The sequence below is a fragment of the Pseudomonas akapageensis genome, assembly GCF_011355085.1.
Lineage (GTDB): Bacteria > Pseudomonadota > Gammaproteobacteria > Pseudomonadales > Pseudomonadaceae > Aquipseudomonas > Aquipseudomonas akapageensis.
Window position 1 is genome coordinate 133,711 of record NZ_VXCP01000010.1, and the last position, 22,291, is coordinate 156,001.

The window sequence follows — 22,291 nt, forward strand, 5'->3', positions numbered from 1 at the left end:
GTTTCAACTCACTCGTCGCGGCCCTTGCGCCGGTACGGGAACACGTCGATCACCTTGCCCTCGCGAATCGCGCCCTGCAGGCCCTTCCAGTAGTCGGCATCGTAGAGCTCGCCGTGCATCTGGCTGAATAGCCGTCGCTGACCGGCATCGGCAAACAGGAACGGCGGGAACTCCTCGGGGAATACATCCAGTGGCCCGATCGAGTACCAGGGCTCCGAGGCCATTTCGTCTTCGGGAAAGCGCGGTGGCGGGATATAGCGGAAATTCGCTTCGGTCAGGAAGCAGATTTCATCGTAGTCGTAGAACACCACCCGGCCGTGACGGGTCACGCCGAAGTTTTTCAGCAGCATGTCGCCAGGAAAGATGTTCGCCGCCGCCAATTGCTTGATGGCCATGCCGTAGTCGTCCAGCGCCTCGCGCACCTGCGCTTCGTTGGCGTTTTCCAGGTACAGGTTCAACGGGGTCATACGCCGCTCGGTCCAGCAATGGCGGATCAGTACGGTGTCGCCATGCACTTCCACCGTTTTGGTCGCCACCTCCAGCAGCTCGGCCAGGCATTCGGGATCAAACTTGCTCAGCGGAAAGCGGAAATCGGAGAACTCCTGGGTATCGGCCATGCGTCCGACCCGGTCAACGCTTTTCACCAGGCGGTATTTTTCGATCACCGTGGCCCGATCGACGCTCTTGGACGGCGAGAAGCGGTCCTTGATGATCTTGAACACGGTATTGAAACCCGGCAGGGTGAACACGCTCATGACCATGCCGCGCACGCCCGGGGCCATGATGAAGCGGTCGTCGGTATTGGCCAGGTGATTGATCAGCGCCCGGTAGAACTCGGACTTGCCGTGCTTGTAGAAGCCGATCGAGGTATACAGTTCGGCGATGTGCTTGCCCGGCAGAATGCGCTTGAGAAAGCCGACGAATTCGGCCGGCACCGGCACATCGACCATGAAATACGAGCGGGTGAAAGAGAAGATGATCGACACTTCCGCTTCATCGGTGATCAGTGCATCGATCTGGATGCCCTTGCCTTCGCGGTGCAGCAGTGGAATCACCAGGGGCCATTGCTCGTCCTGGTTGAACAGCCGCCCGACCAGATAGGCCCCCTTGTTGCGGTACAGCACCGGGGAGAACAGTTCCACGCTGAGCGCCGGGTCCTTGCAGACCCAATCGGGCAGGCTCTCGCGCAATTCGCCCTCCAGGCGGCGCAGGTCCCCTTCCAGATCGGCATACGGCACATTGAACGAGTAGTCGGCGAAGATCTGCTCGAGCATGCTCGACAGCGCGCCCCGGGGCCGGTAAATACGCGTCTGCGCCGCCCGCTCATGCCCGCGCAACGACGGCCGGGTGGTGTGGATGAACATGCAGCCATCGCTGATCAGGTCGTGGCTGAACAGCCCGCAGAAAATCGAGTTGTACCAGGTTTCGGCCAGTTCATCGTCAAGGCGCAGGTCGATCAGGCAGATGTAGGCACTCTTGACCAACGGCCAGTACGACACGTCCAGCAGCGCCACTTCATCGAAGCCGGCGCGCAGCCAGCCGGTGACCTCACTGACCTTTTCTTCATACAGGTTGATCCGTGCAGCCGAGGCCGTCTGGGTCTCCTGCCAGTGGGCCTGCTCGAAACGCTCACGCGCCCCATCGGTGATCTGGCGAAAGTGCTCACGGTAATCGTCGAAGCCATCGAGGATTCTTCGAGCGATATCGGCGGCCGGCCATTGCTGGGGCATAACGAGTCCTCTGCGGGATTTTCAAAAGCCTGAGCTTATCCATCGGCCGGGGTTTGGAAAAGTGCAATCTGTGGATGGGTGGTCAGGTTTGCTGGAGGTTTTGTACTGCCTGTGCGGGCCTCATCGCTGGCAAGCCAGCTCCCACAGAGGTCCAGTGTCCTGAATGCCATTTGTGTACACACTGCAGAACCCTGTGGGAGCTGGCTTGCCAGCGATGAGGCCCGCACAGGCGCGATAGCATCCTCATACACCACACAAGGCCAATTCAACCGCAACATTCCGATTGCCCGAGACCCACCACTGAGCAACACTCGCGCCCCTTGCCAAAGGATCCGGAGTTCACCATGCGCCCCACAGCCGTTATCAACATGCTGCTGCTCGCCGCCATCTGGGGCGCGAGCTTCTTGTTCATGCGCATCATCGCGCCGGTCCTCGGCGCCATGCCCACGGCATTTTTCCGCGTGTCGATTGCGGCCGTCGGGTTGCTGGTGATCCTGGCAGTGATGCGCATCGACTGGAATTTCCACGGCAAATTCAAGACCGCTCTGGTGCTGGGCATGATCAACTCCGGCATCCCCGCGGCCCTGTATTCGGTAGCCGCACAGGTCCTGCCCGCCGGTTACTCGGCGATTTTCAATGCCACTACCCCGTTGATGGGCGTATTGATCGGCGGCCTGTTCTTCCGCGAGCCCATGACCCTGAATAAACTGATCGGCATTTTTCTCGGGCTGTTCGGTGTCGCCGTGTTGAGCGGCGCGGGCCCGGTGGCGTTCGATCTGGCCCTGCTGCAAGGTGCCCTTGCCTGCCTTGGTGCGACCACCTGCTACGGTTTCGCGGGGTTTCTGGCGCGGCGCTGGCTCGACCAGCGCGGTGGGCTGGACAGTCGCTTGTCGGCGCTGGGCAGTATGCTCGGTGCCACCTTGTTGCTGCTACCGCTGTTTGGCTACAGCGTGCTGACCCAGCCGCCGGCCAGCTGGGGAGGCTGGAGCGTCTGGCTGTCACTGCTGGGATTGGGGCTGGTGTGCACGGCGCTGGCCTACATCCTGTATTTCAGGCTGCTGAGCGAGATCGGCCCGGTCAAATCCATGACCGTGACCTTCATGATCCCGCCCTTCGGCGTGCTCTGGGGCGCATGGCTGCTGGATGAGCCCCTGTCGATGGGGCATCTCTACGGTGGCTTGATGATCGCCGTGGCATTGTGGCTGGTGCTCAAGCCCGCGAAGATCGGGCAAACGGCAACTGCCTGACAACTTCGCGCTATCTTCGGGGCTCACGCGGCGCGGCTACAGGGATCAGCTGCAGACCAGGATTTTTTTGTGGAGCGGGTTGCCAGGGCTCAGCCGAACAACCAGCGCCCCAGCAACGCCAGCACAATCACCGCCAGCACCGGGCGCATCACGCGATACAGTTTCGGGAAGCGGCGCTTGAATTTCTTGACCCGGCCGCTGATCCCGTTGCTGAAGCGCTTGCTGAACGCATAGGCCTGGTTGATCCCGCCAACACGCTCGTCATCGAGGTTCTGCGGCGCAGTCGCACGTCCCAGGAATGCGCTGACCCGATGGTTGATCGCCGCCATCAGGCGATTGCTCAAGGGCCGTTCGATATCGCAGAAGAGAATGACCCGGGTCTGCTCGGTTTCGTTCTTGACCCAGTGCACATAGGTCTCGTCGAACATCACGTCTTCACCATCGCGCCAGGCGTAGACCTGGCCGTCGACATAGATGCGGCAGTCGTCGGAATTGGGCGTCGACAGCCCCAGGTGATAGCGCAAGGAACCGGCGAACGGATCGCGGTGGGGGTTCAGGTGGCTGCCACCGGGTAACAGGGCGAACATCGCTCCCTTGACGTTGGGAATGCTGCTGAGCAACTCCACGGTTTTCGGGCACAACAGATGGGCCGAAGGCAGCGGTTTGTCGTACCACTTGAGGTAGAAACGCTTCCAGCCCTTCTTGAAGAACGAACCGAAGCCGGCGTCGTTATCCTTGGCCGCGGCGCGGATGTAGCCCTCGTCGAACAGGTGCATGGCTTCGTCGCGAATGACTTGCCAGTTGTCCTTGAGCACATCGAGCTCGGGGAACTTGCTGCGGTCCAGGTAGGGTTTGGAAGGCACCCCGGAAAACAGGTACATCATGGCGTTGTAAGGGGCGAACAATGCCGAGTGGTTGACGAACTGGCGCAACACCGGCAAACGCGCCTTACCACGCAAATGCACGTAGAGCGTGCTGCCCATGAACAGCAGCAGGACAAAGGATTTGACGGCAAAAGATAGAGTCACTGTTGGTTTTCCTGATCGGTAAACAGGTCGCTGAAAAGCATGCTCGACAAGTAACGCTCACCCGAATCGGGCAGGATGACCACGATGGTCTTGCCCTGCATTTCCGGCTTCTCGGCCAGGCGCACGGCGGCCGCCATGGCCGCGCCGCAGGAAATGCCGGAAAGAATCCCTTCCTCGCGCATCAGACGCAAAGCCATGGCCTTGGATTCTTCATCGCTGACCTGCTCCACCCGATCGACCATCGACAGGTCGAGGTTCTTCGGCACGAAACCGGCGCCAATGCCCTGGATCTTGTGCGGGCTTGGCTTGATCTCTTCACCGGCAAGGGCCTGGGTGATCACCGGGGATGCGGCAGGCTCCACCGCAACCGACAGAATCGGCTTGCCCTGGGTGTTCTTGATGTAGCGCGAAACGCCCGTGATGGTACCGCCGGTTCCCACGCCGGCCACCAGTACATCAATGGCGCCATCGGTGTCGTTCCAGATTTCCGGACCGGTGGTTTTTTCATGGATGGCCGGGTTGGACGGGTTCTCGAACTGCTGCGGCATGAAGTAGGTGGCTGGATCGCTGGCCAGGATTTCAGCGGCCTTCTCGATGGCGCCTTTCATGCCCTTGGCAGGCTCGGTGAGTACCAGTTCGGCCCCCAGGGCCTTGAGTACCTTGCGCCGTTCGATACTCATGGACGCCGGCATCGTCAGCATCAATTTATAACCCCGCGCCGCCGCAACGTAGGCCAGGCCGATACCGGTATTGCCCGAAGTGGGTTCGATAATGGTCATGCCCGGCTTGAGCTTGCCGCTGCTTTCGGCGTCCCAGATCATGCTCGCACCGATCCGGCACTTGACCGAATAGCCCGGGTTGCGCCCCTCGATCTTGGCCAGAATGGTCACGCCGCGCGGAGCGATACGGTTGATCTGCACCAGCGGCGTGTTGCCGATGGAATGCGCGTTGTCAGCAAAAATACGGCTCATGGCGGGTCCTTTTGACACCAGTCGAAAACTTCAAGGTTATGCCTCGGCTTCTGGCGAGTCCACCCCTGCCGAACGGATGCCGGCAGCAACAGTCAATGACTGTATAGACACGCATGGAATCCTGACCATGAAACGTCGCTACAGTTGGCCGCTCTGGACCCTGGCCGGGATTGCCGTGCTGTTGCTTGCTCTGCATATCGCCCTGCCCTGGCTGGTCCGTGACTACCTCAATGACAAGCTTGCACATATGGGCGACTATAGCGGCCAGATCGCCGACGTTGACCTTGCTTTATGGCGTGGAGCCTACAAGATCAATGGACTCAAAATCGTCAAGTCCAGCGGTAAAGTCCCGGTGCCGTTCCTCGATGCGCCCCTGATAGACCTGTCCGTCAGCTGGCATTCGCTCTGGTATGACCATGCCGTGGTAGCCGAAGCCGAGTTTGTTCGCCCGGAACTGAACTTCGTCGACGGCGGTGCCAACAAACAGGCTTCGCAAACCGGCCGAGGCACCGACTGGCGCGCCCAATTGGACAAGCTGTTGCCGATCACCCTCAATGAGGTTCGCATCCGCGATGGGATCATCACCTTTCGGAATTTCAATTCAAAACCGCCGGTCAAGCTCGAGGCCACCCAGGTCAATGCCGATGCGTTCAATCTGACCAACGTCGTGGACGCCAAGGGCAAACGCGATGCGCGCTTTGCGGGCAAGGCCCTGTTGTTCAACCATGCCAGCCTGGAAACCGCTGCGACCTTCGACCCCTTGAGCGACTTCCAGGATTTCGATTTCCGCCTGCGCACCACCGGCATCCAGCTGCGCCGGCTCAACGACTTTGCCAGTGCCTATGGCAAGTTCGATTTCAACGCCGGCAGCGGCGATGTGGTAATCGAGGCCAAGGCTGAAAAAGGGCGGCTCAGCGGCTATATCAAACCTTTGCTGCACGACGTCGATGTCTTCGACTGGCAACAGGATGTGAAGGAAGAAGACAAAGGTTTCTTCCGCTCGATCTGGGAGGCGCTGGTAGGCACTACCGAGACCGTGCTCAAGAACCAGCGCAAGAACCAGTTCGCCACCCGCGTCGAGCTCAAGGGCAGCGTGCATCAGAAAGATATCAGCGGCCTGCAGGCGTTCTTCGAGATCCTGCGCAATGGCTTCGTCGAAGCCTTCACAGCGCGCTATGAGCAACCGCCCCCCAAAGGCTGACTCAATCACGAGATTACGGCCAATTCAGAGACTGAATAGGTCGCCTGCGTTCACAGTCGAGCCGGGCCCGCGTTATAGTCATGCATAAATTTATTTCCGCCGGCGGTGAATCGCCCGGCGACCTGTTCGAGGATTGGCAGATGAAGTTCGAAGGCACCAGCGCATATGTCGCTACAAACGACCTGAAGCTTGCGGTCAACGCAGCGATCACCCTGGAGCGGCCTTTGCTGGTCAAGGGCGAGCCCGGCACCGGCAAGACCATGCTGGCCGAGCAACTGGCCGAGTCCTTTGGCGCCAAGCTGATCACCTGGCACATCAAGTCCACCACCAAGGCCCACCAGGGCCTCTACGAGTACGATGCGGTCAGCCGCCTGCGCGACTCGCAGTTGGGCGTGGACAAGGTCCATGACGTGCGCAACTACCTGAAAAAGGGCAAGCTCTGGGAGGCGTTCGAGGCTGAGGAGCGGGTCATCCTGCTGATCGACGAGATCGACAAGGCCGACATCGAGTTCCCCAACGACCTGTTGCAGGAACTCGACAAGATGGAGTTCTACGTTTACGAGACCAATGAGACGATCAAGGCCAAGCAGCGCCCGATCATCATCATTACTTCCAACAACGAAAAAGAACTGCCGGATGCCTTCCTGCGCCGCTGCTTCTTCCATTACATCGCATTCCCGGACCGCACCACGATGCAGCAGATCGTCGACGTGCACTACCCGGACATCAAGAAGGATCTGGTCAGCGAAGCCCTGGACGTGTTCTTCGACGTGCGCAAGGTGCCGGGCCTGAAGAAGAAGCCTTCGACCTCCGAGCTGGTCGACTGGCTGAAGCTGCTGATGGCCGACAACATCGGCGAAGCGGTACTGCGCGAGCGCGATCCGACCAAGGCCATCCCGCCGCTGGCCGGCGCCCTGGTCAAGAACGAGCAGGACGTGCAATTGCTCGAGCGCCTGGCGTTCATGAGCCGTCGCGGCAATCGCTGATCATTCCACCTGGATCAAAGGGCGACAGCCATGCTGCTCAACCTGTTCAATGAAATGCGCGCAGCCAAGGTGCCGGTCTCGGTACGCGAGCTGCTCGATCTGATCAACGCGCTCAAGCAGCGCGTGACCTTCGCCGACATGGACGAGTTCTACTACTTGTCCCGGGCCATTCTGGTGAAGGACGAACGCCATTTCGACAAGTTCGACCGGGCGTTCGGGGCCTATTTCAACGGGCTGGACAAGCTCGACGAGCACTTGCAGGCGTTGATCCCCGAGGATTGGCTGCGCAAGGAGTTCGAACGCTCGCTCAGCGATGAAGAGCGCGCGCAGATCCAGTCCCTGGGCGGCCTGGACAAGCTGATCGAAGAATTCAAGAAGCGCCTGGAAGAACAGAAGGAACGCCACGCCGGCGGCAACAAATGGATCGGCACCGGCGGTACCAGCCCGTTCGGCTCCGGCGGCTTCAACCCCGAAGGCATCCGCGTCGGCGACGCCGGCAAGCGCCAGGGCAAGGCGGTCAAGGTCTGGGACCAGCGCGAGTACAAGAACCTCGACGACCAGGTCGAGCTGGGCACGCGCAACATCAAGGTCGCCTTGCGTCGCCTGCGCAAGTTCGCCCGCCAGGGTGCGGCCGACGAGCTGGATATCGATGGCACCATCGACCATACCGCCCGCGATGCAGGTCTTCTGAACATCCAGATGCGCCCTGAACGGCGCAACACCATCAAGTTGCTGCTGTTGTTCGATATCGGCGGCTCGATGGACGCCCACGTGAAGATCTGCGAAGAACTGTTCTCGGCCTGCAAGACCGAGTTCAAGCACCTGGAGTACTACTACTTCCACAACTTCGTGTACGAGTCGGTGTGGAAGAACAACCTGCGCCGCACGTCGGAACGCACCGCGACCCAGGACCTGCTGCACAAGTACGGTGCCGATTACAAAGTGATATTCGTCGGCGACGCCGCCATGGCGCCCTACGAAATCACCCAGGCCGGCGGCAGCGTCGAGCACTGGAACGAAGAGCCTGGCTATGTCTGGATGCAGCGCTTCAAGGAGAAGTACAAGAAGCTCATCTGGATCAACCCCTACCCCAAGGACACCTGGAATTACACGGCCTCGACCAATATCGTGCGCGACCTGATCGAGGACCAGATGTATCCGTTGACCTTGCGGGGGTTGGAGGAAGGGATGCGGTTTCTTTCGAAGTAATTGCAGACCGCACCGCCCCCATCGCTGGCAAGCCAGCTCCCACAGGGAATGTACAATACCTGACCCTGTGGGAGCTGGCTTGCCAGCGATGAGGCCCTCTCAGGCAATACAAATCTCAGACCGCAAACCGCTCCAGAAACCGCCGATGCTCCTGGCACGCCGTCTCCTGCACCACCGGGCTCAGTCTCACCACCGCCCCCGGCAAACACTGCGCCAGCCGCGCCAGCGCCAACGGCGTCAATGCTCCCAGCCGCGGATAGCCACCAATGGTCTGCCGATCGTTGAGCAGCACAATCGGTTGCCCATCGGGCGGTACTTGAATCGCCCCCAATGGAATCCCCTCGGAGATCATGGGCTTGCCCAGGTAGCTCAAGGTCGGCCCGAGCAAGCGAATGCCCATGCGATCGGCGCGGGTGTCCAGGGTCCATGGCGCGTTGAACGCATCGAACAGGCTTTGCCCGCTGAAATCGCCGATCTGTGCCCCCAGCACCACGTCCAGTGGTTGATTGGCGACCAGGTCGGGGACCAATCCGCCAGGCATCTCGCGCACTCGCTGCGATTGGCTGGAGTAACCCAGTTGCTGCCCCTTGGCCAAGGGTTTGCCGAGGCCGTCGAGCCCGCCCAGTTCTTCACGCAGCACGCTGGCACAACTGCCGAGCACCTTCGGTGCATCGAAACCACCGGGGGCCGCCAGGTACGCACGCGCGCCGGACAATGGCCGGGTGAACTGCAAGCGCTGGTCCGGGCCCATGGCGAAGCTGCGCCAGGGCGCCAGCGGCTGCCCGTCGAGCGTGGCCCCCAGATCGGCGCCGGCCAGGGCCAGCACACATTCCTGCTGGGCGATCAACGTCAGGCCACCCAGGGTCACCTCCACGACTGCCGCATCCAGGGAATTGCCCAATAACCAGTTGGCCCAGGACATCGATACCCAATCCAATGCCCCGCCCTGGGTCACGCCCAGATGCCGCACGCCGAAACGCCCGGCATCCTGCAACAGGCAAAGGGGTGTGCTGGTCTCGATCAACAAGCGGCTCATTCCTGGCCCTCCAATGGCGTATCGTCACCGCCCAGGCTGATGAATTCGTCATGACTGACGGGCACGAAACGCACCCGGTCGCCCGGTTGCAGCAGGCTGTAGCCGTCACGCTGACGATCGAAGAGCTTGCTCGGTGTGCGTCCGATGAGGTTCCAACCACCGGGCGATACAGCGGGATACGCCGCGGTCTGGCGCTCGGCGATGCCCACGCTACCGGCGGCGACGCGTTTGCGTGGCGTGTCCAGGCGCGGTGCGGCAAGTTGCTCATCGACCAGGCCCATGAAAGCGAAGCCCGGTGCGAAGCCCAGGGCGAACACCTGGTACTCGCGACCACTGTGGCGATCAATCACCTGTTCGATCGATTCGCCACTGCGTTGCGCCAGCAAGGCCAGTTCCGGGCCGACACTACGGTCATACCACACGGGGATCTCGTGGCAGCGTCCCATGCCGCCGGCATCGGGCTGCAAGTCCTTCAGCGCCCGGACAATACACTCGCGAGCGGCACCCGGCGTAAGCCGCAGCAGATCGTAGTGCACCATCAAGGTGGTATAGGACGGCACCAGATCGATCAGCGCATCACCGAACCCGGCACGCAGCCGTTGGCCGGCCGCGAGCATCCAGGGCATGTTGGCTTCGTCGATGGCATCGAACAGCCGGACCATCAGGCAATCGATGGCCACCACTTCAATACGCACCTTCATGAGCCGAACTGCTTGTCGAGGGCTTCACGGATGCGCTGCACCGCTGCGATCGAGCTGGCGTTGTCGCCGTGCACGCACAGGGTATCGGCGGCAAGCACCAGTTCGCTGCCATCGCTGGCGGTCAGGGCCCTGCCCGTGGCCAGGCGCAAGGCCTGCTCGACAATCAGCTCCGGGGCGTGGTGCACGGCGCCCGGAAGCTGTCGCGACACCAGGCGTCCGGCCGCGTCGTAAGCCCGATCGGCAAAGGCTTCGAACCACAGCGTAACGCCATATTCATCGCCCAGCGCCTGGGCTGCGCTGTTGTCGCGGGTGGCCATCAGCATCAAAGGCAATTGCCGGTCATAGGCCGCCACGGCCTTGATCACGGCGCGCAATTTTCCGGCATCGGCCATCATGTCGTTGTACAGCGCACCATGGGGTTTGACGTAACCGACCCGGCCGCCCTGGGCCCGGCAAATACCATCGAGTGCGCCGACCTGGTAGTGCAGCAGGTCTTCGATTTCCTGGGCCGTGCAGGCCATGGAACGCCGCCCGAAACCGGCCAGGTCCGGATAGGCCGGGTGCGCACCGATCATCACATCGTGCGCCAGGGCCAGGCCGACCGTCTTGCGCATGATGCCCGGGTCACCGGCATGGAAGCCGCAAGCGATGTTGGCACAGTCGATGAAAGGCATGACCTCGGCATCCAGGCCCATGGTCCAGCTGCCGAAACTTTCACCCATATCGCAATTCAATAACAGGCGGCTCACGGTTGCTGCTCCTGAGTACGTGTAGGGAGTCCTGGCTGGCGCATCATCGTGCCAGCAATGGGTCGCAGTTCCATCATATCAACGCGCCTCGAGCACTTTGCCACGGGTTTCCGGCAGGCTCAGCGCCGCCAGGATCACCACTCCGTAAGACACCGCGGCAAAGCCACCAATGCCCAGGCCCAGTGGCACTTTCTGGCTCAGCAGGCCGATCAGCAGCGGGAACAGCGCCGCAATGGCTCGACCGACGTTGTAGCAGAAGCCCTGGCCGGAGCCGCGGATGCGGGTCGGGAACAACTCGGTCAGGAAGGCGCCCATGCCACTGAAGATACCGGAGGCGAAGAACCCCAACGGAAAGCCCAGCCAGAGCATGACGCCGTCGCTGACGCGCATTTGCGTGTAGAGCAGGACAATGATGAAGGAGCCGACGGCGAACAGGATGAAGTTCTTTTTGCGCCCCAGCACGTCGGTCAGGTACGCACTGATCACATAGCCCACATAAGAACCGAAGATCACCATGGCCAGATAGCCGCCGGTGCCCAGAACACTCAAGCCTCGCTCGTTCTTGAGGAATGTCGGCAACCAGGAGGTAATTGCGTAATAGCCGCCCAGCGCCCCCGTGGTCAGCAACGATGCCCGCACGGTAGTGAAGAGCATGCCCGGAGCAAAGATCTCGTAGAACTTCGAGGGTGTCTCGGTGCTTTCACTGGCCTTGGCAGCGCGGTAGACCTCCGGGTCCTTGACCAGACGGCGCACGAAGATGACGAAGATGGCCGGGACCAGTCCGAGCAGGAACAGCGCCCGCCAGGCGTCTTCCGGTGCCAGCAGCGAGAACAGCAGCGCATAGAGAATCGCTGTCAGGCCCCAGCCAAGGGCCCAGCCGGACTGGACCATGCCGACCGCCTTGCCGCGATCCTGGGCGCGGATGACTTCGCCGATCAGCACAGCGCCGGCGGTCCATTCGCCGCCGAATCCGAACCCCATCAGGGTGCGGGCGATCAGCAACTGCTCATAGTTCTGGGCGAAACCGCAGAGAAAAGTGAAGAAAGCGAACCAGAGGACGGTCAGTTGCAGGGTGCGTACGCGACCGATGCGGTCCGAGAGAATGCCGGCGATCCAGCCACCCAATGCGGAGGCGATCAGGGTACTGGTGTGGATCAGGCCCGCCTGACCGGTGGTGATGCCCCACATGGCGATCAGGGTCGGAATCACGAAACTGAGCATCTGGGTGTCCATGCCGTCCAGACCGTAGCCGATCTTGCAGCTCCAGAAGGTCCGCCGTTCCTGCTTGCCGATATTGCGATACCAGGCAAAGGGGCCGCTACCTGTGCCTGCCTCGACCTGCTCCAGCACGCCCGACTTGTTCATGGGGGGACTCTCCGCTTCAACTTATTGGTATTGTTTTACAGCCATCGATGTCGATCGTGGCCTGGAGCACATTTTTGGACGCTTGGCGAAGACACGTCCAACGAGAAAAAATGGGTGTCTGGCATAAGAAAAATTTGATTGCGCCAAGCTGAGCGAGTGCACCATGAACCTCAAATTCCTCGAAACCTTCGTCTGGGTCGCGCGACTCAAGAGCTTTCGCCTGACCGCCGAAAAGCTGTTCACCACCCAGGCATCGATCTCCAGCCGGATCGCCGCGCTGGAAGGCGAGTTGGGCGTAAGGCTGTTTCTGCGCGACTCACGGGGCGTCAGCCTGACCCCGGAGGGGGTGAAGGTGCTCGACTATGCCGAACGGATGCTCGATACCGCCAAGGCCCTCAAGCAATCGCTGGACAGCAACCGACAAAAGACCGGGCGCATCCGTATCGGCGTCATGGACACGGTCATCCATACGTGGCTGAGCCCGCTGGTCTCGGAACTGATGGAGCGTTATCCCCAGGTCGAAATCGAACTGGTCGCCGATACCGCGCTGAACCTCTGCGATCAGCTACAAAAAGGCTTTCTTGATCTGATCCTGCAAACCGACCTGCTGCGCCAGGAGTCCATTCGCAGCCAGGAACTGGCCACCTACCCCATGGGCTGGATCGTCGCCAGCCACTCAATCCATAATCGCGAATACGCGTCGCTGGCGGACCTGGCCAGGGAACGGATCATCACCTTTTCGAAAAACTCACGCCCGCACCAGGACATCCTCAGCTTGTTGCAGGCCCATGGCGTCAGCACCCCGAGGCTCAACTGCGTCAACTCGGTCGCCGCGATCACCCGGCTGTTGCGCGATGGTTTCGGCATTGGCGCCCTGCCCCCGGCGCTGGTCAGCGAAGAGCTGGCCAGGGGCGAACTGACCTTGCTGCATCTGGAGCAGCAACCGCCAAGCCTGGAAGTGGTGGTGTCCTGGCAGGTGGGGGTCGAATGGGTCGATGAAGTCGTCGCGTTGTGTCGCAGCGTGCTGCAGCACTACGCCAGCAAGGCTGGCCCCGGGCAGATCATCTTGGCCAAGCCCCTGCGTGCTCAGTGAAAGCTGCGGTCGGGCACAGGCTTGGGCCGGCCCCCCAGGATGACCCAGCCAATCAGCAGGAACAGGACTTCCACCAGCCACGCCAGGATCAGCGCACTGGCCAGGCCCCAGGCGATCGCCTGCGGCGCCAGCAGGATCTGATAGCCATAGCCCTTGAGGGTTTCTTCGCGCAGCTGCGGATCGGCAGCGGCAATCACATGCCAGGCGCGGGCATACCAGGGCCCTTGCAAGGCCTGCCATTCCGCTTCCAGCAGCTGATTGCGCCCCAGCAGATTGCCGATGCTGTCGGCGTCGCTGCGAAAAACCGGATCGTCGCTGGCCCGATAGTGCGCAACCAGCGCCTTCAGATCGCCGTTGAAGAAGCGCCCGGCAGTCTCCTTGAAGCCCTGGAGCCCCTGCCTTGCTTCGATCAGGTGGGCTTCGACACGCTGGCTGTAATCATTGATCAGTCCGGGTACTTGCACACCCACCAGTAAACCGAAGGCGAAAATCACCAATCGCAGGTAGCTTCGCAGCATGACGCCCTTCCCTATTCAGTCCGCCCTTGGCTGACACACTCGCCGCGACGCCACAGGCTCCATTGGCCGGGCTCGTAGCGGTTCCAGGTTTCGTTCTCGGTCAAAGGTTCGGTAGCAATCACCGTGACCACGTCATTGGGTGTGGTTTCGGCCTGAAAATCGACGATCACATCGACGTCTTTCAAGCGCGCGGGGCCGAACGGTGCCCGGCGGGTGATGTGGACAAGCTTGGTCGAGCAAAAGCAAAACAGCCAGTCGCCGTCGCTAAGCAAGCAATTGAACACACCCTTGCCGCGATATTCGCTGCATGCAGCGACGAGCTCGGGCAACAGCCGATCGACTTCGACCGGTTCAGGGAAAGCTGCGCGAACCCGATTGAGCAGATCGCAGAAGGCCGCTTCGCTGTCGGTATCCCCCACCGGTCGATAAAAACTGGCGGTGGGCTCAAACCCTGCCAGCTGACCGTTGTGGGCGAAACACCAGTTGCGCCCCCAGAGCTCGCGGACGAACGGATGGGTATTGGACAGGCAGACTTTACCGACATTGGCCTGACGGATATGGCCAATGACCACTTCGCTCTTGATCGGATAACGCTGTACCAGTTGCGCGACTTCCGATTCGCTGCTGGCCGCCGGATCCTGGAACAGGCGCAGGCCGCGTCCCTCGTAGAAGCCGATACCCCAGCCATCCCGGTGCGGCCCGGTGCGACCGCCACGTTGCATCAGCCCGGTAAAGCTGAACACGATATCGGTCGGCACGTTGGCGCTCATGCCCAGTAGTTCACACATGCTCGGACTCTCGCTTCAGGCGGCAATGTTACAAGCGTGGTTCAACCCGCAGACGACCGCCCGAAGGCGGGGAAGCAGGCGGCTTGCGCCCGTACCGGTCATTGCTGTCGGCGGCGAAGGGTTCGTCCGGCGCAGGCGGCTCGTAGGCGTCCTGCTGGGCAGCTGCTGCAGCAGCCCGTTCGCGACGTTCCCGGGCACGCTTTTGCACCGGCCAGCGAAGCAGCACGAACACTGCATACAGGCCAAAGGCGATCATGCCGTACATGGCCAGGTCCGAAATCGCGCGCCAGGCATTGTTGCCAACCTTGAACAGCAGATCGAGGGCCGTGATGGCCACGGCCGGCGCGAACTTCTCTTTTACCGGATCAATGATGGTCGGGGTCAGTAGCAGAACCGCCATCAGCACACGCAGCGGCTCGCGCAGCCAGCGCCACATCCAGCGGGTCAACAGCCACCACACCAGCAGGCAGCCCAAGGCGGCGAAGGCGTAGAGGCCCCAGGCGAGCAGATAATCGTTCTCGGTCATGGCGTCCGTGGCAAGGTAGGCAAATAGGCGCTTATGATAACTACTTTTCGCAGCGCAGGCGCCCCCTACTGCTGCCAGCCTCCAGGCGGCTGCCAGGCGCAGCGCCCACTTTCAGCACAAGAGAGCTTCGCATGTCCTCATCAGCCTCCGTCCCAAGCGCACCGATTGCCCACATGGCGGCAGGCGCCGACCCTTATGCCTGGCTGCACGACCGTGACAGCGATGCAGTGCTGGACTACCTCAAGGCCGAAAACAGCTACCAGGAAGCGCAACTGGCCGACCAGGCGCAATTGCGCGAACAGCTGTTCCAGGAGATCAAGGCACGAATCCGCGAAACCGACCTTTCGCTGGCATCGCCCTGGGGTCCGTACCTGTATTTCACCCGCACCACGGCCGGCGACGAATACCCCCGGCACTATCGCTGCCCGCGCCCGGCCGACGACTCGCTGACGGTCGATGAAAGCCGCGAAGAACTGCTGCTCGACCCCAACGAACTGGCCGCCGGCGGCTTTCTCTCCGTGGGTGCGTTCAACATCAGCCCGGACCACAAGCGCCTGGCCTACAGCCTCGACACCAGCGGCGACGAGGTCTACCGCCTGTATGTGAAGGAGATCGCCACCGGCGTGATCCGTGAACTGCCGTTCGAAGATTGCGACGGCAGCATGACCTGGGCCAACGACAGCCAGACCCTGTTCTTCGCCGAGTTGGACGAAACCCATCGCCCGCACAAGCTCTACCGCCACCACTTGGGCGGCAGGGCTGTCCAGGAGGTGTTCCATGAGCCCGACGGGCGCTTCTTCCTGCACTGCTACCGCTCGAGCTCCGAGCGCCAGCTGATCCTGCTGCTCAATAGCAAGACCACCAGCGAAGCCTGGTCGCTCGATGCCGAACATCCCGAAAATGACTTCGCCTGCATGGCCCCTCGGGTGGAGGACCATGAGTACTATCCCGACCACGGCCAGCTCGACGGCGTCTGGACCTGGTTTATCCGCAGCAATCAGGATGGCATCAATTTCTCCTTGTTCCAGACACCCGATCAGGGCCAGGGCGCGCCGACCCGCGACCAGTGGCAACCATTGATCGCCCACCGCGACGACGTCATGCTCGAGGGCGTCAGCCTCAATGCCTCGGCATTGACCCTGAGCCTGCGTGAAGGCGGCCTGCCGATCATCGAAGTGCACCCACAGGGGCTGTCGACCTATCGCGTGCATCTGCCGGATGCGGCGTACAGCCTGTATGTGCAGGACAGCCTCGAGTTCGTCAGCACGCGCATTCGCCTGCGCTATGAATCGCTCAATCGTCCAGCCCAGGTACGCCAGCTGACCCTCGCCGACGGCGAACAGCAAGTCTTGAAGGAAACCCCGGTACTCGGCCCGTTCGACGCCGACGCCTATATCAGCCAGCGTCTCTGGGCCACTGCCGCCGACGGCACCCAGGTACCGATCAGCCTGGTGACCCGCCGCGAAGACCAGGGCAAGGTCGTGCCACTCTATCTCTATGGCTACGGCGCCTACGGCGAGAGCCTCGACCCCTGGTTCTCCCACGCCCGCCTGAGCCTGCTCGAGCGTGGAGTGGGCTTCGCCATCGCCCACGTCCGTGGCGGTGGCGAGCTGGGTGAAGCCTGGTACCGGGCGGGCAAACAGGAACACAAGCACAACACCTTCAGCGACTTCATCGCCTGTGCCGAGCATCTGATTGCCGCCGGTGTGACCAGCGCCTCGCAACTGGTCATCAGTGGCGGCAGCGCCGGTGGCCTGCTGATCGGTGCGGTGCTGAACCAGCGGCCGGAGCTGTTCAAGGCCGCCGTTGCCGAGGTGCCATTCGTCGACGTACTGAACACCATGCTCGATCCGGAATTGCCACTGACCGTGACCGAATACGACGAGTGGGGCAATCCACAGGATCCGGCCGTCTACGAGCGCATCAAGGCCTATGCGCCCTATGAGAACGTCAGCGCCCAGGCCTACCCGGCCTTGCTGGTGGTTGCCGGGTACAACGACAGTCGGGTGCAGTATTGGGAGGCCGCCAAGTGGGTGGCCAAGCTGCGGACACACAAGACCGACGATAACCTGCTGCTGCTCAAGACCGAGCTGGGGGCGGGTCATGGGGGCATGAGCGGGCGTTATCAGGGGTTGCGGGATGTGGCTTTGGAGTATGGGTTTGTGTTCAAGGTTTTGGGGATAGCGTAAGCCTGTTAGATCGCATCGCTGGCAAGCCAGCGATGAGGCTCTCACTGACTCTCTAAGGATTTAGGCTTCTCCGGCCGCTGCTCCAGCCCCGGCAACGGCTGGTCCTTGGGCGGTGCCGGCACCTTGATCGGCGGCAGCAAGGGTGAACCCGATTTATTGATACTGCCGGCCCTGGGAATGGTCGGTGCGACAACCTGCGGGTAAGGCGTCGGGGTTGGCGTACCCGGCGCCCCGGGAGGCAGCCCGCCAGTGGAAGGGGGTTGCAGGCCCACCACCTGGGCCAGCGTTATAGCAACCACGGCAACGACAATCGCCGATATAATCGAACGTTTCATCTATGGCTCCGACGCCAGACGAACAGTGTCTGCCTTCAGGCTACTCCCAACGCGGCAGTTTTGCCCTCCCTCCTTGAGAAATCCATGAAACGTTTTGTGCTGCTCGACACCACCCCGATCCCCGAGAACGGTGGTGCACTGTGCCTGTTCGAGTACGGCGAGGATTTCGTCATCAAGATCCAGGGCGGCGACGGCGGGCAGTTGATGAACACCCGCATGCACGGTTCCGAAGACGCCCTGGCGGAAATCCCCTGCCGCAAGGTCGCTGGCCGCCCCGGTTCACGGGTGCTGATCGGCGGGTTGGGCATGGGCTTCACCCTGGCCTCGGCCCTCAAGCACCTGGGTAAAGGCGCCGAGGTGGTGGTCGCCGAGCTGGTGCCGGGGGTGGTCGAATGGAATCGCGGGCCGCTGGGCGAAAAATCCGGCCGGCCCTTGCTGGACCCGCGCACGACCATTCGTCAGGAAGACGTGGCCAAGGTCCTCCAGGCCGAGCCTGCGGGCTTCGACGCGATCATGCTCGACGTCGACAACGGCCCTGAAGGCCTGACCCAGAAAGCCAACAGCTGGCTGTATTCGGCTGGCGGCCTCAGTGCCTGCGCCCGCGCCTTGCGCCCCAAGGGCGTGCTGGCCGTGTGGTCGGCCAGTGCCGACCGACAGTTTTCCGAGAAACTGCGCAAGGCCGGGTTCAAGTCTGAAGAAGTCCAGGTCTATGCCCACGGCAACAAAGGTACGCGCCATACCATCTGGATCGCGGAAAAAACGCGCTAAACTTGCAGTCATAACCGTATCAAGCCAAAAAAAGGTGAACCCATGAGTTCGGCAACACCACCGTCCAACACCGCCAAGCTCGACCGCATCCTCGCCGACGCCCAGCGCGACCGGGAGATGGGCTATCGCGACAAGGCCCTGAAGATGTACCCGCACGTTTGCGGCCGTTGTGCCCGTGAGTTTTCCGGCAAGCGCCTGAGCGAATTGACCGTGCACCACCGTGACCATAACCACGACAACAACCCCCAGGACGGTTCCAACTGGGAACTGCTGTGCCTGTACTGCCACGACAACGAGCACTCGCGTTACACCGATCAGCAATACTTCGGCGAAGGCTCGCTGAGCACGCCCAAGATCGCCAAGGCAACGCATAACCCCTTTGCTGCCCTGGCCGGGATGATGAAGAAAGACGATTGACCGACCACCACGTGCCGGCAAGCCTTATAATCGCGGTTTTTTCGTGAAGGCACCGGCTCGTGGCAAACAAACGGTACAGCTGCATTGGTTTGTATAACCCCAAATCACCGGAGAACGTCGGTTCGGTGATGCGTGCCGCAGGCTGCTACGGCGTCAATACGGTGTTCTACACCGGCAAGCGCTATGAACGCGCCCGCGATTTCGTCACCGATACCAAGCGAATCCACTATGACATTCCGCTGATCGGCATCGACGACCTGCAAAAGATCATCCCGCTCGGCTGCACACCTGTTGCGGTCGAACTGGTCGACGGCGCTCGCCCCTTGCCCGAATATACCCATCCTGATCGGGCGATCTATATCTTCGGCCCCGAAGACGGCTCGCTGGATCAAAGCGTGCGCGACTGGTGCGAAGACACCATCTACATTCCCACCACCGGCTGCATGAACCTGGCCGCCACGGTCAACGTGGTGCTGTACGATCGCATGGCCAAGGGCAACAACACCCGGTCCGGTCCCAAGTTCAAGTGAGGAACATCATGAGCGACAACAAGCTTATCGAGTCCACATCCTTGCAGCGTCAATCCGAACATAACGTCCAGGGCTGGGAGCGAGCAGGCTCCGTTGCCGGCGGCGTCATCATGGTCGGCAAGGGATTGCGCCGTGGCGGGCTGTTCGGGTTGATCCAGGTCGCCATCGGCGGCGTCGCCCTGGCCCGCGGCATTACCGGGCACAGTTCGGCCAAGAGTTTGCTGGAGAAGGGGCGACGCGATATCGACAATGTCAGGTCGCGGCTGATGGACCGCAAGCCCTGAGGCGAATCCGAGATTTTTACGACCGCTGCGCGGCCGAGCGCAGCCTTCGGCAGCGGCTACAGAGGTCGGCGTAACTGGCCCGGCGTAGCCGCTGCCGCAGGCTGCGCTCGGCCGCGAAGCGGTCGCAAAACGGGCTATTGCAACAACTTCGAAGCCAGCACCCGCGAAGGCCCACCGATCACGCTTTCACTGAGCTGAATGAATTCGGGGGTGCTGACCGTGCCCAGGCGCATCAACCCCTGGGTGACATCGTCCAGCGAACGCTTGTCGCGGGTCTGCAGGCGGATTTCGCGGTCCAGGTCCTGCAGCAGCAACACCGTGCGGGCAATAGTCGACTGATCGATCCGTTCGCCGCGCAAGGTCGTGACCTTGCGACTTTCCTTGGTCAGGTGCAGTTGCAGATTCTGATAGCGTTCATCGCTCATGCCGCCGGCGCGACGAACCAATTCGATGGCGTAATACTCGGCCAGGCCCTTGTCGATCCAGTCACTGCGCTGGCTGCCCTGGATCCGCCCGAATACCCGTACCAGCTCCCGAACCAAAGGGCTGGATCCGCTTTCGCTGACCAGAGGCCGCGCACTGTGCAGGAAGATCGAATTGTCCGCGCCAATGGCTACGCGCCACATCGGGTCGCCAGCGCCCACAATCAGCAGCTTTGGCGGCGTGCGCGGGAACACCGATTGCAACTGCGGCCAGACGAAAGTCATGAGCGTCAGGACATCCATCCTGCGCATACCCTGGGACTGGGGCGCGGCGACGCTGACTTCGCTCTCGCCCAGGCGGGTCCGGCGCGTGCCGATGGTACCGGCGAGCATCCATCCGGTCGGACGGTCGAACAACCGTGAAACATTGTCGATGCGAAAGCGGTTCTTGCCGATGCGCGGCCAGGCCGTTTCAACGCTTTTCCAGCCGGCCGGCAGCTCGAAGGTCAGGCGGCTCACCAGTTCGATGCCATCCTGCTGGTCGAGGCGTGCCGAAGGCACCAGGTCGTCGCCGCGAAACAGTGCCCAGTTTGGCGTCATGCGACTGTCGAAGCTGCCGGACTTGAGCGGATGGCTGAGCTTTACCCGGTAACTCAGATTGGCCTTGCCTGGCGCAGGATGCCATTGGCCACGCCTGGCATCGGCTTGCAGCTGCCAACTGCCATCGGCCTTGAAGTCGGTGTAGGCCCCCTGCTCGCCCAGGTTGAAATCCAGACTGCGCACCGCCGCGCCCTCGGCCAGGGTCAGCTGGACCTCGGCCTGATCACTGGCTGGCAACAATTGAACCCGGTATTCCAGATCGACCTTTTTCGCCGCCCACAGCGGTGTACTCAATACCAGCAGTAACCCAGTCAGCGCCAATCGGCCACACGCACGCATACAGACTCCCTTCGACCTGGCCGGCGTCAACCCGCTCGAAAAATCAGATAATCTTCCCAGTCGTCTTCGTCGACGCTCTTCTCACTGAGCATGCGCCCGGACTGGGAAATCCGCTGTTTGTGCACCTGCTCGCGATCGCCGCAGACCAAATGGTGCCAGAGGGGCAAGTCCTTGCCCTCGCTGACCAGGCGATAGCCACAGGTCGGTGGCAGCCACTTGAACTGATCGGCCTTGCCCGGCGTGAGCTGGATGCAATCGGGTACTTCAGCGCGGCGATTGCTGTAGTCGGTGCACTGGCAGGTGTTCAAGTCCAGCAGCTTGCAGGCGATGCGCGTGTAATAGACGCTATTGTCGTCTTCATCCTCGAGCTTTTGCAGGCAGCACAGGCCACAGCCGTCACACAGCGACTCCCATTCCCCCTGATCGAGTTGCTCGAGGGTCTTGCGCATCCAGAAGGGTTTGACTTCAGCAGTCATGGTGGCGGTGTCCTGTTTCGAAATTGCAGTGCAGCCATAAAAAGGCCGCCAGTCTAGTGCGCCGGGACTGTGGGGCCAAGTGCGGGCGACTGTCGGTACCTGGACCTGTCCTGGCGCTTGTCAGCGAGCAGCCGGCGCAGTAGCTTGCGCTCCTCACCCATAGAAAGGAACTCGACATGAGTGCCAACCCTCGCGTTGCCGAATACGCCATCGATGCCCAATTCATCAATCGCTGGTCACCCCGTGCATTCACCTCTGAAAGCATTGCCGAAGAAACCCTGCTGGGCTTCTTCGAAGCCGCCCGCTGGGCCCCTTCCGCGTACAACTCGCAACCTTGGCGCTTTCTTTATGCACGCCGCGATACGCCGCACTGGGAGCGCTTCCTGGGCCTGCTCAACGAGTTCAACCGCAGCTGGGCACAGCACGCCTCGGCGCTGGTGATCGTCATGTCCAAGACCACCTTCACCGCGCCCGGCACCAGCGAAGAAACCCCTGCCCTGTCGCACTCCTTTGACACGGGCTCGGCCTGGGGTCACCTGGCGCTGCAAGCGAGCCTGGATGGCTGGCATACCCACGCCATGGCCGGCTTCGACCAGGCGCTGACACGCCAGGAACTGAACATCCCTGAAGGCTATGCCCTGCATGCAGCCGTGGCCATTGGCAAGTTGGGTGACAAGGCGAGCCTGGCCGAAGGCCTGCAGGCCCGCGAAGTGCCGAGCCCGCGTCGCCCCCTGAGCGAATTGGTGGCCGAAGGCGACTTCAGCCTGTAATGGCTTGCGGTCC

23 protein-coding genes and 1 pseudogene are annotated in these 22,291 nt (G+C 61.6%); 11 read left to right on the top strand and 13 right to left on the bottom strand.

The features are described 5' to 3' along the window. Positions 1–8: 8 nt before the first annotated feature. Positions 9–1,730: a bifunctional isocitrate dehydrogenase kinase/phosphatase gene (gene aceK, locus F2S13_RS07655; protein WP_166359870.1), complete on the bottom strand. Its 1,722-nt coding sequence runs from the start codon at positions 1,728–1,730 to the stop codon at positions 9–11. A 344-nt stretch (positions 1,731–2,074) separates the two neighbouring features. Between aceK and F2S13_RS07660 the strand changes: the two genes are divergently transcribed. Continuing rightward, on the top strand, positions 2,075–2,977 hold the full coding sequence (locus F2S13_RS07660) for a DMT family transporter (protein WP_166359871.1): 903 nt from the start codon (positions 2,075–2,077) through the stop codon (positions 2,975–2,977). A gap of 89 nt (positions 2,978–3,066) precedes the next feature. On the opposite strand, the gene F2S13_RS07665 is transcribed toward F2S13_RS07660, so the two are convergent. Together F2S13_RS07665 and cysK are read right to left on the bottom strand one after the other, a co-directional pair. After that, entirely contained in the window at positions 3,067–3,960 is an 894-nt protein-coding gene (locus F2S13_RS07665) for an aspartyl/asparaginyl beta-hydroxylase domain-containing protein (protein WP_218583851.1), read from the bottom strand. A gap of 41 nt (positions 3,961–4,001) precedes the next feature. Then, positions 4,002–4,976, bottom strand: coding sequence for a cysteine synthase A (gene cysK / locus F2S13_RS07670; RefSeq protein WP_166359873.1), 975 nt, complete (start codon positions 4,974–4,976; stop codon positions 4,002–4,004). Between the two features lie 127 nt (positions 4,977–5,103). Between cysK and F2S13_RS07675 the strand changes: the two genes are divergently transcribed. The 3 genes from F2S13_RS07675 to F2S13_RS07685 all read left to right on the top strand — a co-directional run bounded on the left by F2S13_RS07675 (position 5,104) and on the right by F2S13_RS07685 (position 8,372). Further along, on the top strand, positions 5,104–6,177 hold the full coding sequence (locus F2S13_RS07675) for a DUF748 domain-containing protein (RefSeq protein WP_166359874.1): 1,074 nt from the start codon (positions 5,104–5,106) through the stop codon (positions 6,175–6,177). Between the two features lie 140 nt (positions 6,178–6,317). Further along, entirely contained in the window at positions 6,318–7,163 is an 846-nt protein-coding gene (locus tag F2S13_RS07680) for an AAA family ATPase (RefSeq protein ID WP_166360171.1), read from the top strand. A gap of 30 nt (positions 7,164–7,193) precedes the next feature. Next, entirely contained in the window at positions 7,194–8,372 is a 1,179-nt protein-coding gene (locus F2S13_RS07685) for a vWA domain-containing protein (RefSeq protein ID WP_166359875.1), read from the top strand. 115 nt (positions 8,373–8,487) lie between these two features. Here the strand turns inward: F2S13_RS07685 and F2S13_RS07690 are convergent, their stop codons facing one another. From F2S13_RS07690 to F2S13_RS07705, 4 genes are all read right to left on the bottom strand, one after another. Then, positions 8,488–9,408 carry a 5-oxoprolinase subunit C family protein gene (locus tag F2S13_RS07690; protein ID WP_166359876.1) on the bottom strand — a complete coding sequence of 307 codons (921 nt, stop codon included), beginning with the start codon at positions 9,406–9,408 and terminating at the stop codon, positions 8,488–8,490. Then, on the bottom strand, positions 9,405–10,109 hold the full coding sequence (gene pxpB, locus F2S13_RS07695) for a 5-oxoprolinase subunit PxpB (RefSeq protein WP_166359877.1): 705 nt from the start codon (positions 10,107–10,109) through the stop codon (positions 9,405–9,407). The genes F2S13_RS07690 and pxpB overlap by 4 nt, the downstream gene beginning before the upstream one ends. Next, the gene (locus F2S13_RS07700) at positions 10,106–10,858 is read right to left on the bottom strand and encodes a 5-oxoprolinase subunit PxpA (protein ID WP_166359878.1); all 753 of its coding nucleotides are present in this window, start codon (positions 10,856–10,858) and stop codon (positions 10,106–10,108) included. Before F2S13_RS07700 ends, pxpB begins: the two co-directional genes overlap by 4 nt. Before the next feature lie 78 nt (positions 10,859–10,936). Then, complete coding sequence (locus F2S13_RS07705) at positions 10,937–12,223, bottom strand: MFS transporter (protein ID WP_166359879.1); 1,287 nt, start codon at positions 12,221–12,223, stop codon at positions 10,937–10,939. Between the two features lie 163 nt (positions 12,224–12,386). On the opposite strand from F2S13_RS07705, the gene F2S13_RS07710 reads away from it, so the two are divergent. Further along, the gene (locus F2S13_RS07710; protein ID WP_166359880.1) at positions 12,387–13,316 is read left to right on the top strand and encodes a LysR family transcriptional regulator; all 930 of its coding nucleotides are present in this window, start codon (positions 12,387–12,389) and stop codon (positions 13,314–13,316) included. On the opposite strand, the gene F2S13_RS07715 is transcribed toward F2S13_RS07710, so the two are convergent. Genes F2S13_RS07715 through F2S13_RS07725 form a run of 3 tightly spaced genes read right to left on the bottom strand, consistent with a single transcriptional unit; the run spans position 13,310 to position 15,148 of the window. Beyond that, on the bottom strand, positions 13,310–13,834 hold the full coding sequence (locus F2S13_RS07715) for a DUF2937 family protein (RefSeq protein ID WP_166359881.1): 525 nt from the start codon (positions 13,832–13,834) through the stop codon (positions 13,310–13,312). The two genes, F2S13_RS07710 and F2S13_RS07715, sit on opposite strands and share 7 nt — an antisense overlap. 11 nt (positions 13,835–13,845) lie before the next feature. After that, entirely contained in the window at positions 13,846–14,622 is a 777-nt protein-coding gene (locus F2S13_RS07720; RefSeq protein WP_166359882.1) for a class II glutamine amidotransferase, read from the bottom strand. A 28-nt stretch (positions 14,623–14,650) separates the two neighbouring features. Then, positions 14,651–15,148 (bottom strand): MFS transporter, encoded by a 498-nt coding sequence (locus F2S13_RS07725; protein ID WP_166359883.1) that lies wholly within the window; start codon positions 15,146–15,148, stop codon positions 14,651–14,653. Positions 15,149–15,279: 131 nt separating this feature from the next. On the opposite strand from F2S13_RS07725, the gene F2S13_RS07730 reads away from it, so the two are divergent. After that, entirely contained in the window at positions 15,280–17,337 is a 2,058-nt protein-coding gene (locus F2S13_RS07730; protein WP_166359884.1) for a S9 family peptidase, read from the top strand. Between the two features lie 41 nt (positions 17,338–17,378). Here the strand turns inward: F2S13_RS07730 and F2S13_RS07735 are convergent, their stop codons facing one another. Beyond that, positions 17,379–17,672: a hypothetical protein gene (locus tag F2S13_RS07735; RefSeq protein WP_166359885.1), complete on the bottom strand. Its 294-nt coding sequence runs from the start codon at positions 17,670–17,672 to the stop codon at positions 17,379–17,381. A gap of 84 nt (positions 17,673–17,756) precedes the next feature. On the opposite strand from F2S13_RS07735, the gene F2S13_RS07740 reads away from it, so the two are divergent. The 4 genes and pseudogenes from F2S13_RS07740 to F2S13_RS07755 all read left to right on the top strand — a co-directional run. Beyond that, a complete protein-coding gene (locus F2S13_RS07740; protein ID WP_166359886.1) occupies positions 17,757–18,440 on the top strand; it encodes a spermidine synthase in 684 nt (227 codons plus the stop codon). 42 nt (positions 18,441–18,482) lie between these two features. Then, entirely contained in the window at positions 18,483–18,857 is a 375-nt protein-coding gene (locus F2S13_RS07745) for a YajD family HNH nuclease (protein ID WP_166359887.1), read from the top strand. 59 nt (positions 18,858–18,916) lie between these two features. Next, on the top strand, positions 18,917–19,387 hold the full coding sequence (locus F2S13_RS07750) for a TrmH family RNA methyltransferase (RefSeq protein ID WP_166359888.1): 471 nt from the start codon (positions 18,917–18,919) through the stop codon (positions 19,385–19,387). Between the two features lie 8 nt (positions 19,388–19,395). Beyond that, positions 19,396–19,653, top strand: a pseudogene (locus F2S13_RS07755) (YgaP family membrane protein); the annotation flags it as partial. Positions 19,654–19,805: 152 nt separating this feature from the next. On the opposite strand, the gene F2S13_RS07760 reads toward F2S13_RS07755, so the two are convergent. Together F2S13_RS07760 and F2S13_RS07765 are read right to left on the bottom strand one after the other, a co-directional pair. Beyond that, entirely contained in the window at positions 19,806–21,032 is a 1,227-nt protein-coding gene (locus F2S13_RS07760; protein ID WP_166359890.1) for a DUF1704 domain-containing protein, read from the bottom strand. Between the two features lie 26 nt (positions 21,033–21,058). After that, on the bottom strand, positions 21,059–21,508 hold the full coding sequence (locus tag F2S13_RS07765) for a YcgN family cysteine cluster protein (RefSeq protein ID WP_166359891.1): 450 nt from the start codon (positions 21,506–21,508) through the stop codon (positions 21,059–21,061). A 176-nt stretch (positions 21,509–21,684) separates the two neighbouring features. Between F2S13_RS07765 and F2S13_RS07770 the strand changes: the two genes are divergently transcribed. Beyond that, complete coding sequence (locus tag F2S13_RS07770) at positions 21,685–22,278, top strand: nitroreductase family protein (RefSeq protein ID WP_166359892.1); 594 nt, start codon at positions 21,685–21,687, stop codon at positions 22,276–22,278. The last annotated feature ends 13 nt before the right edge of the window (positions 22,279–22,291 follow it).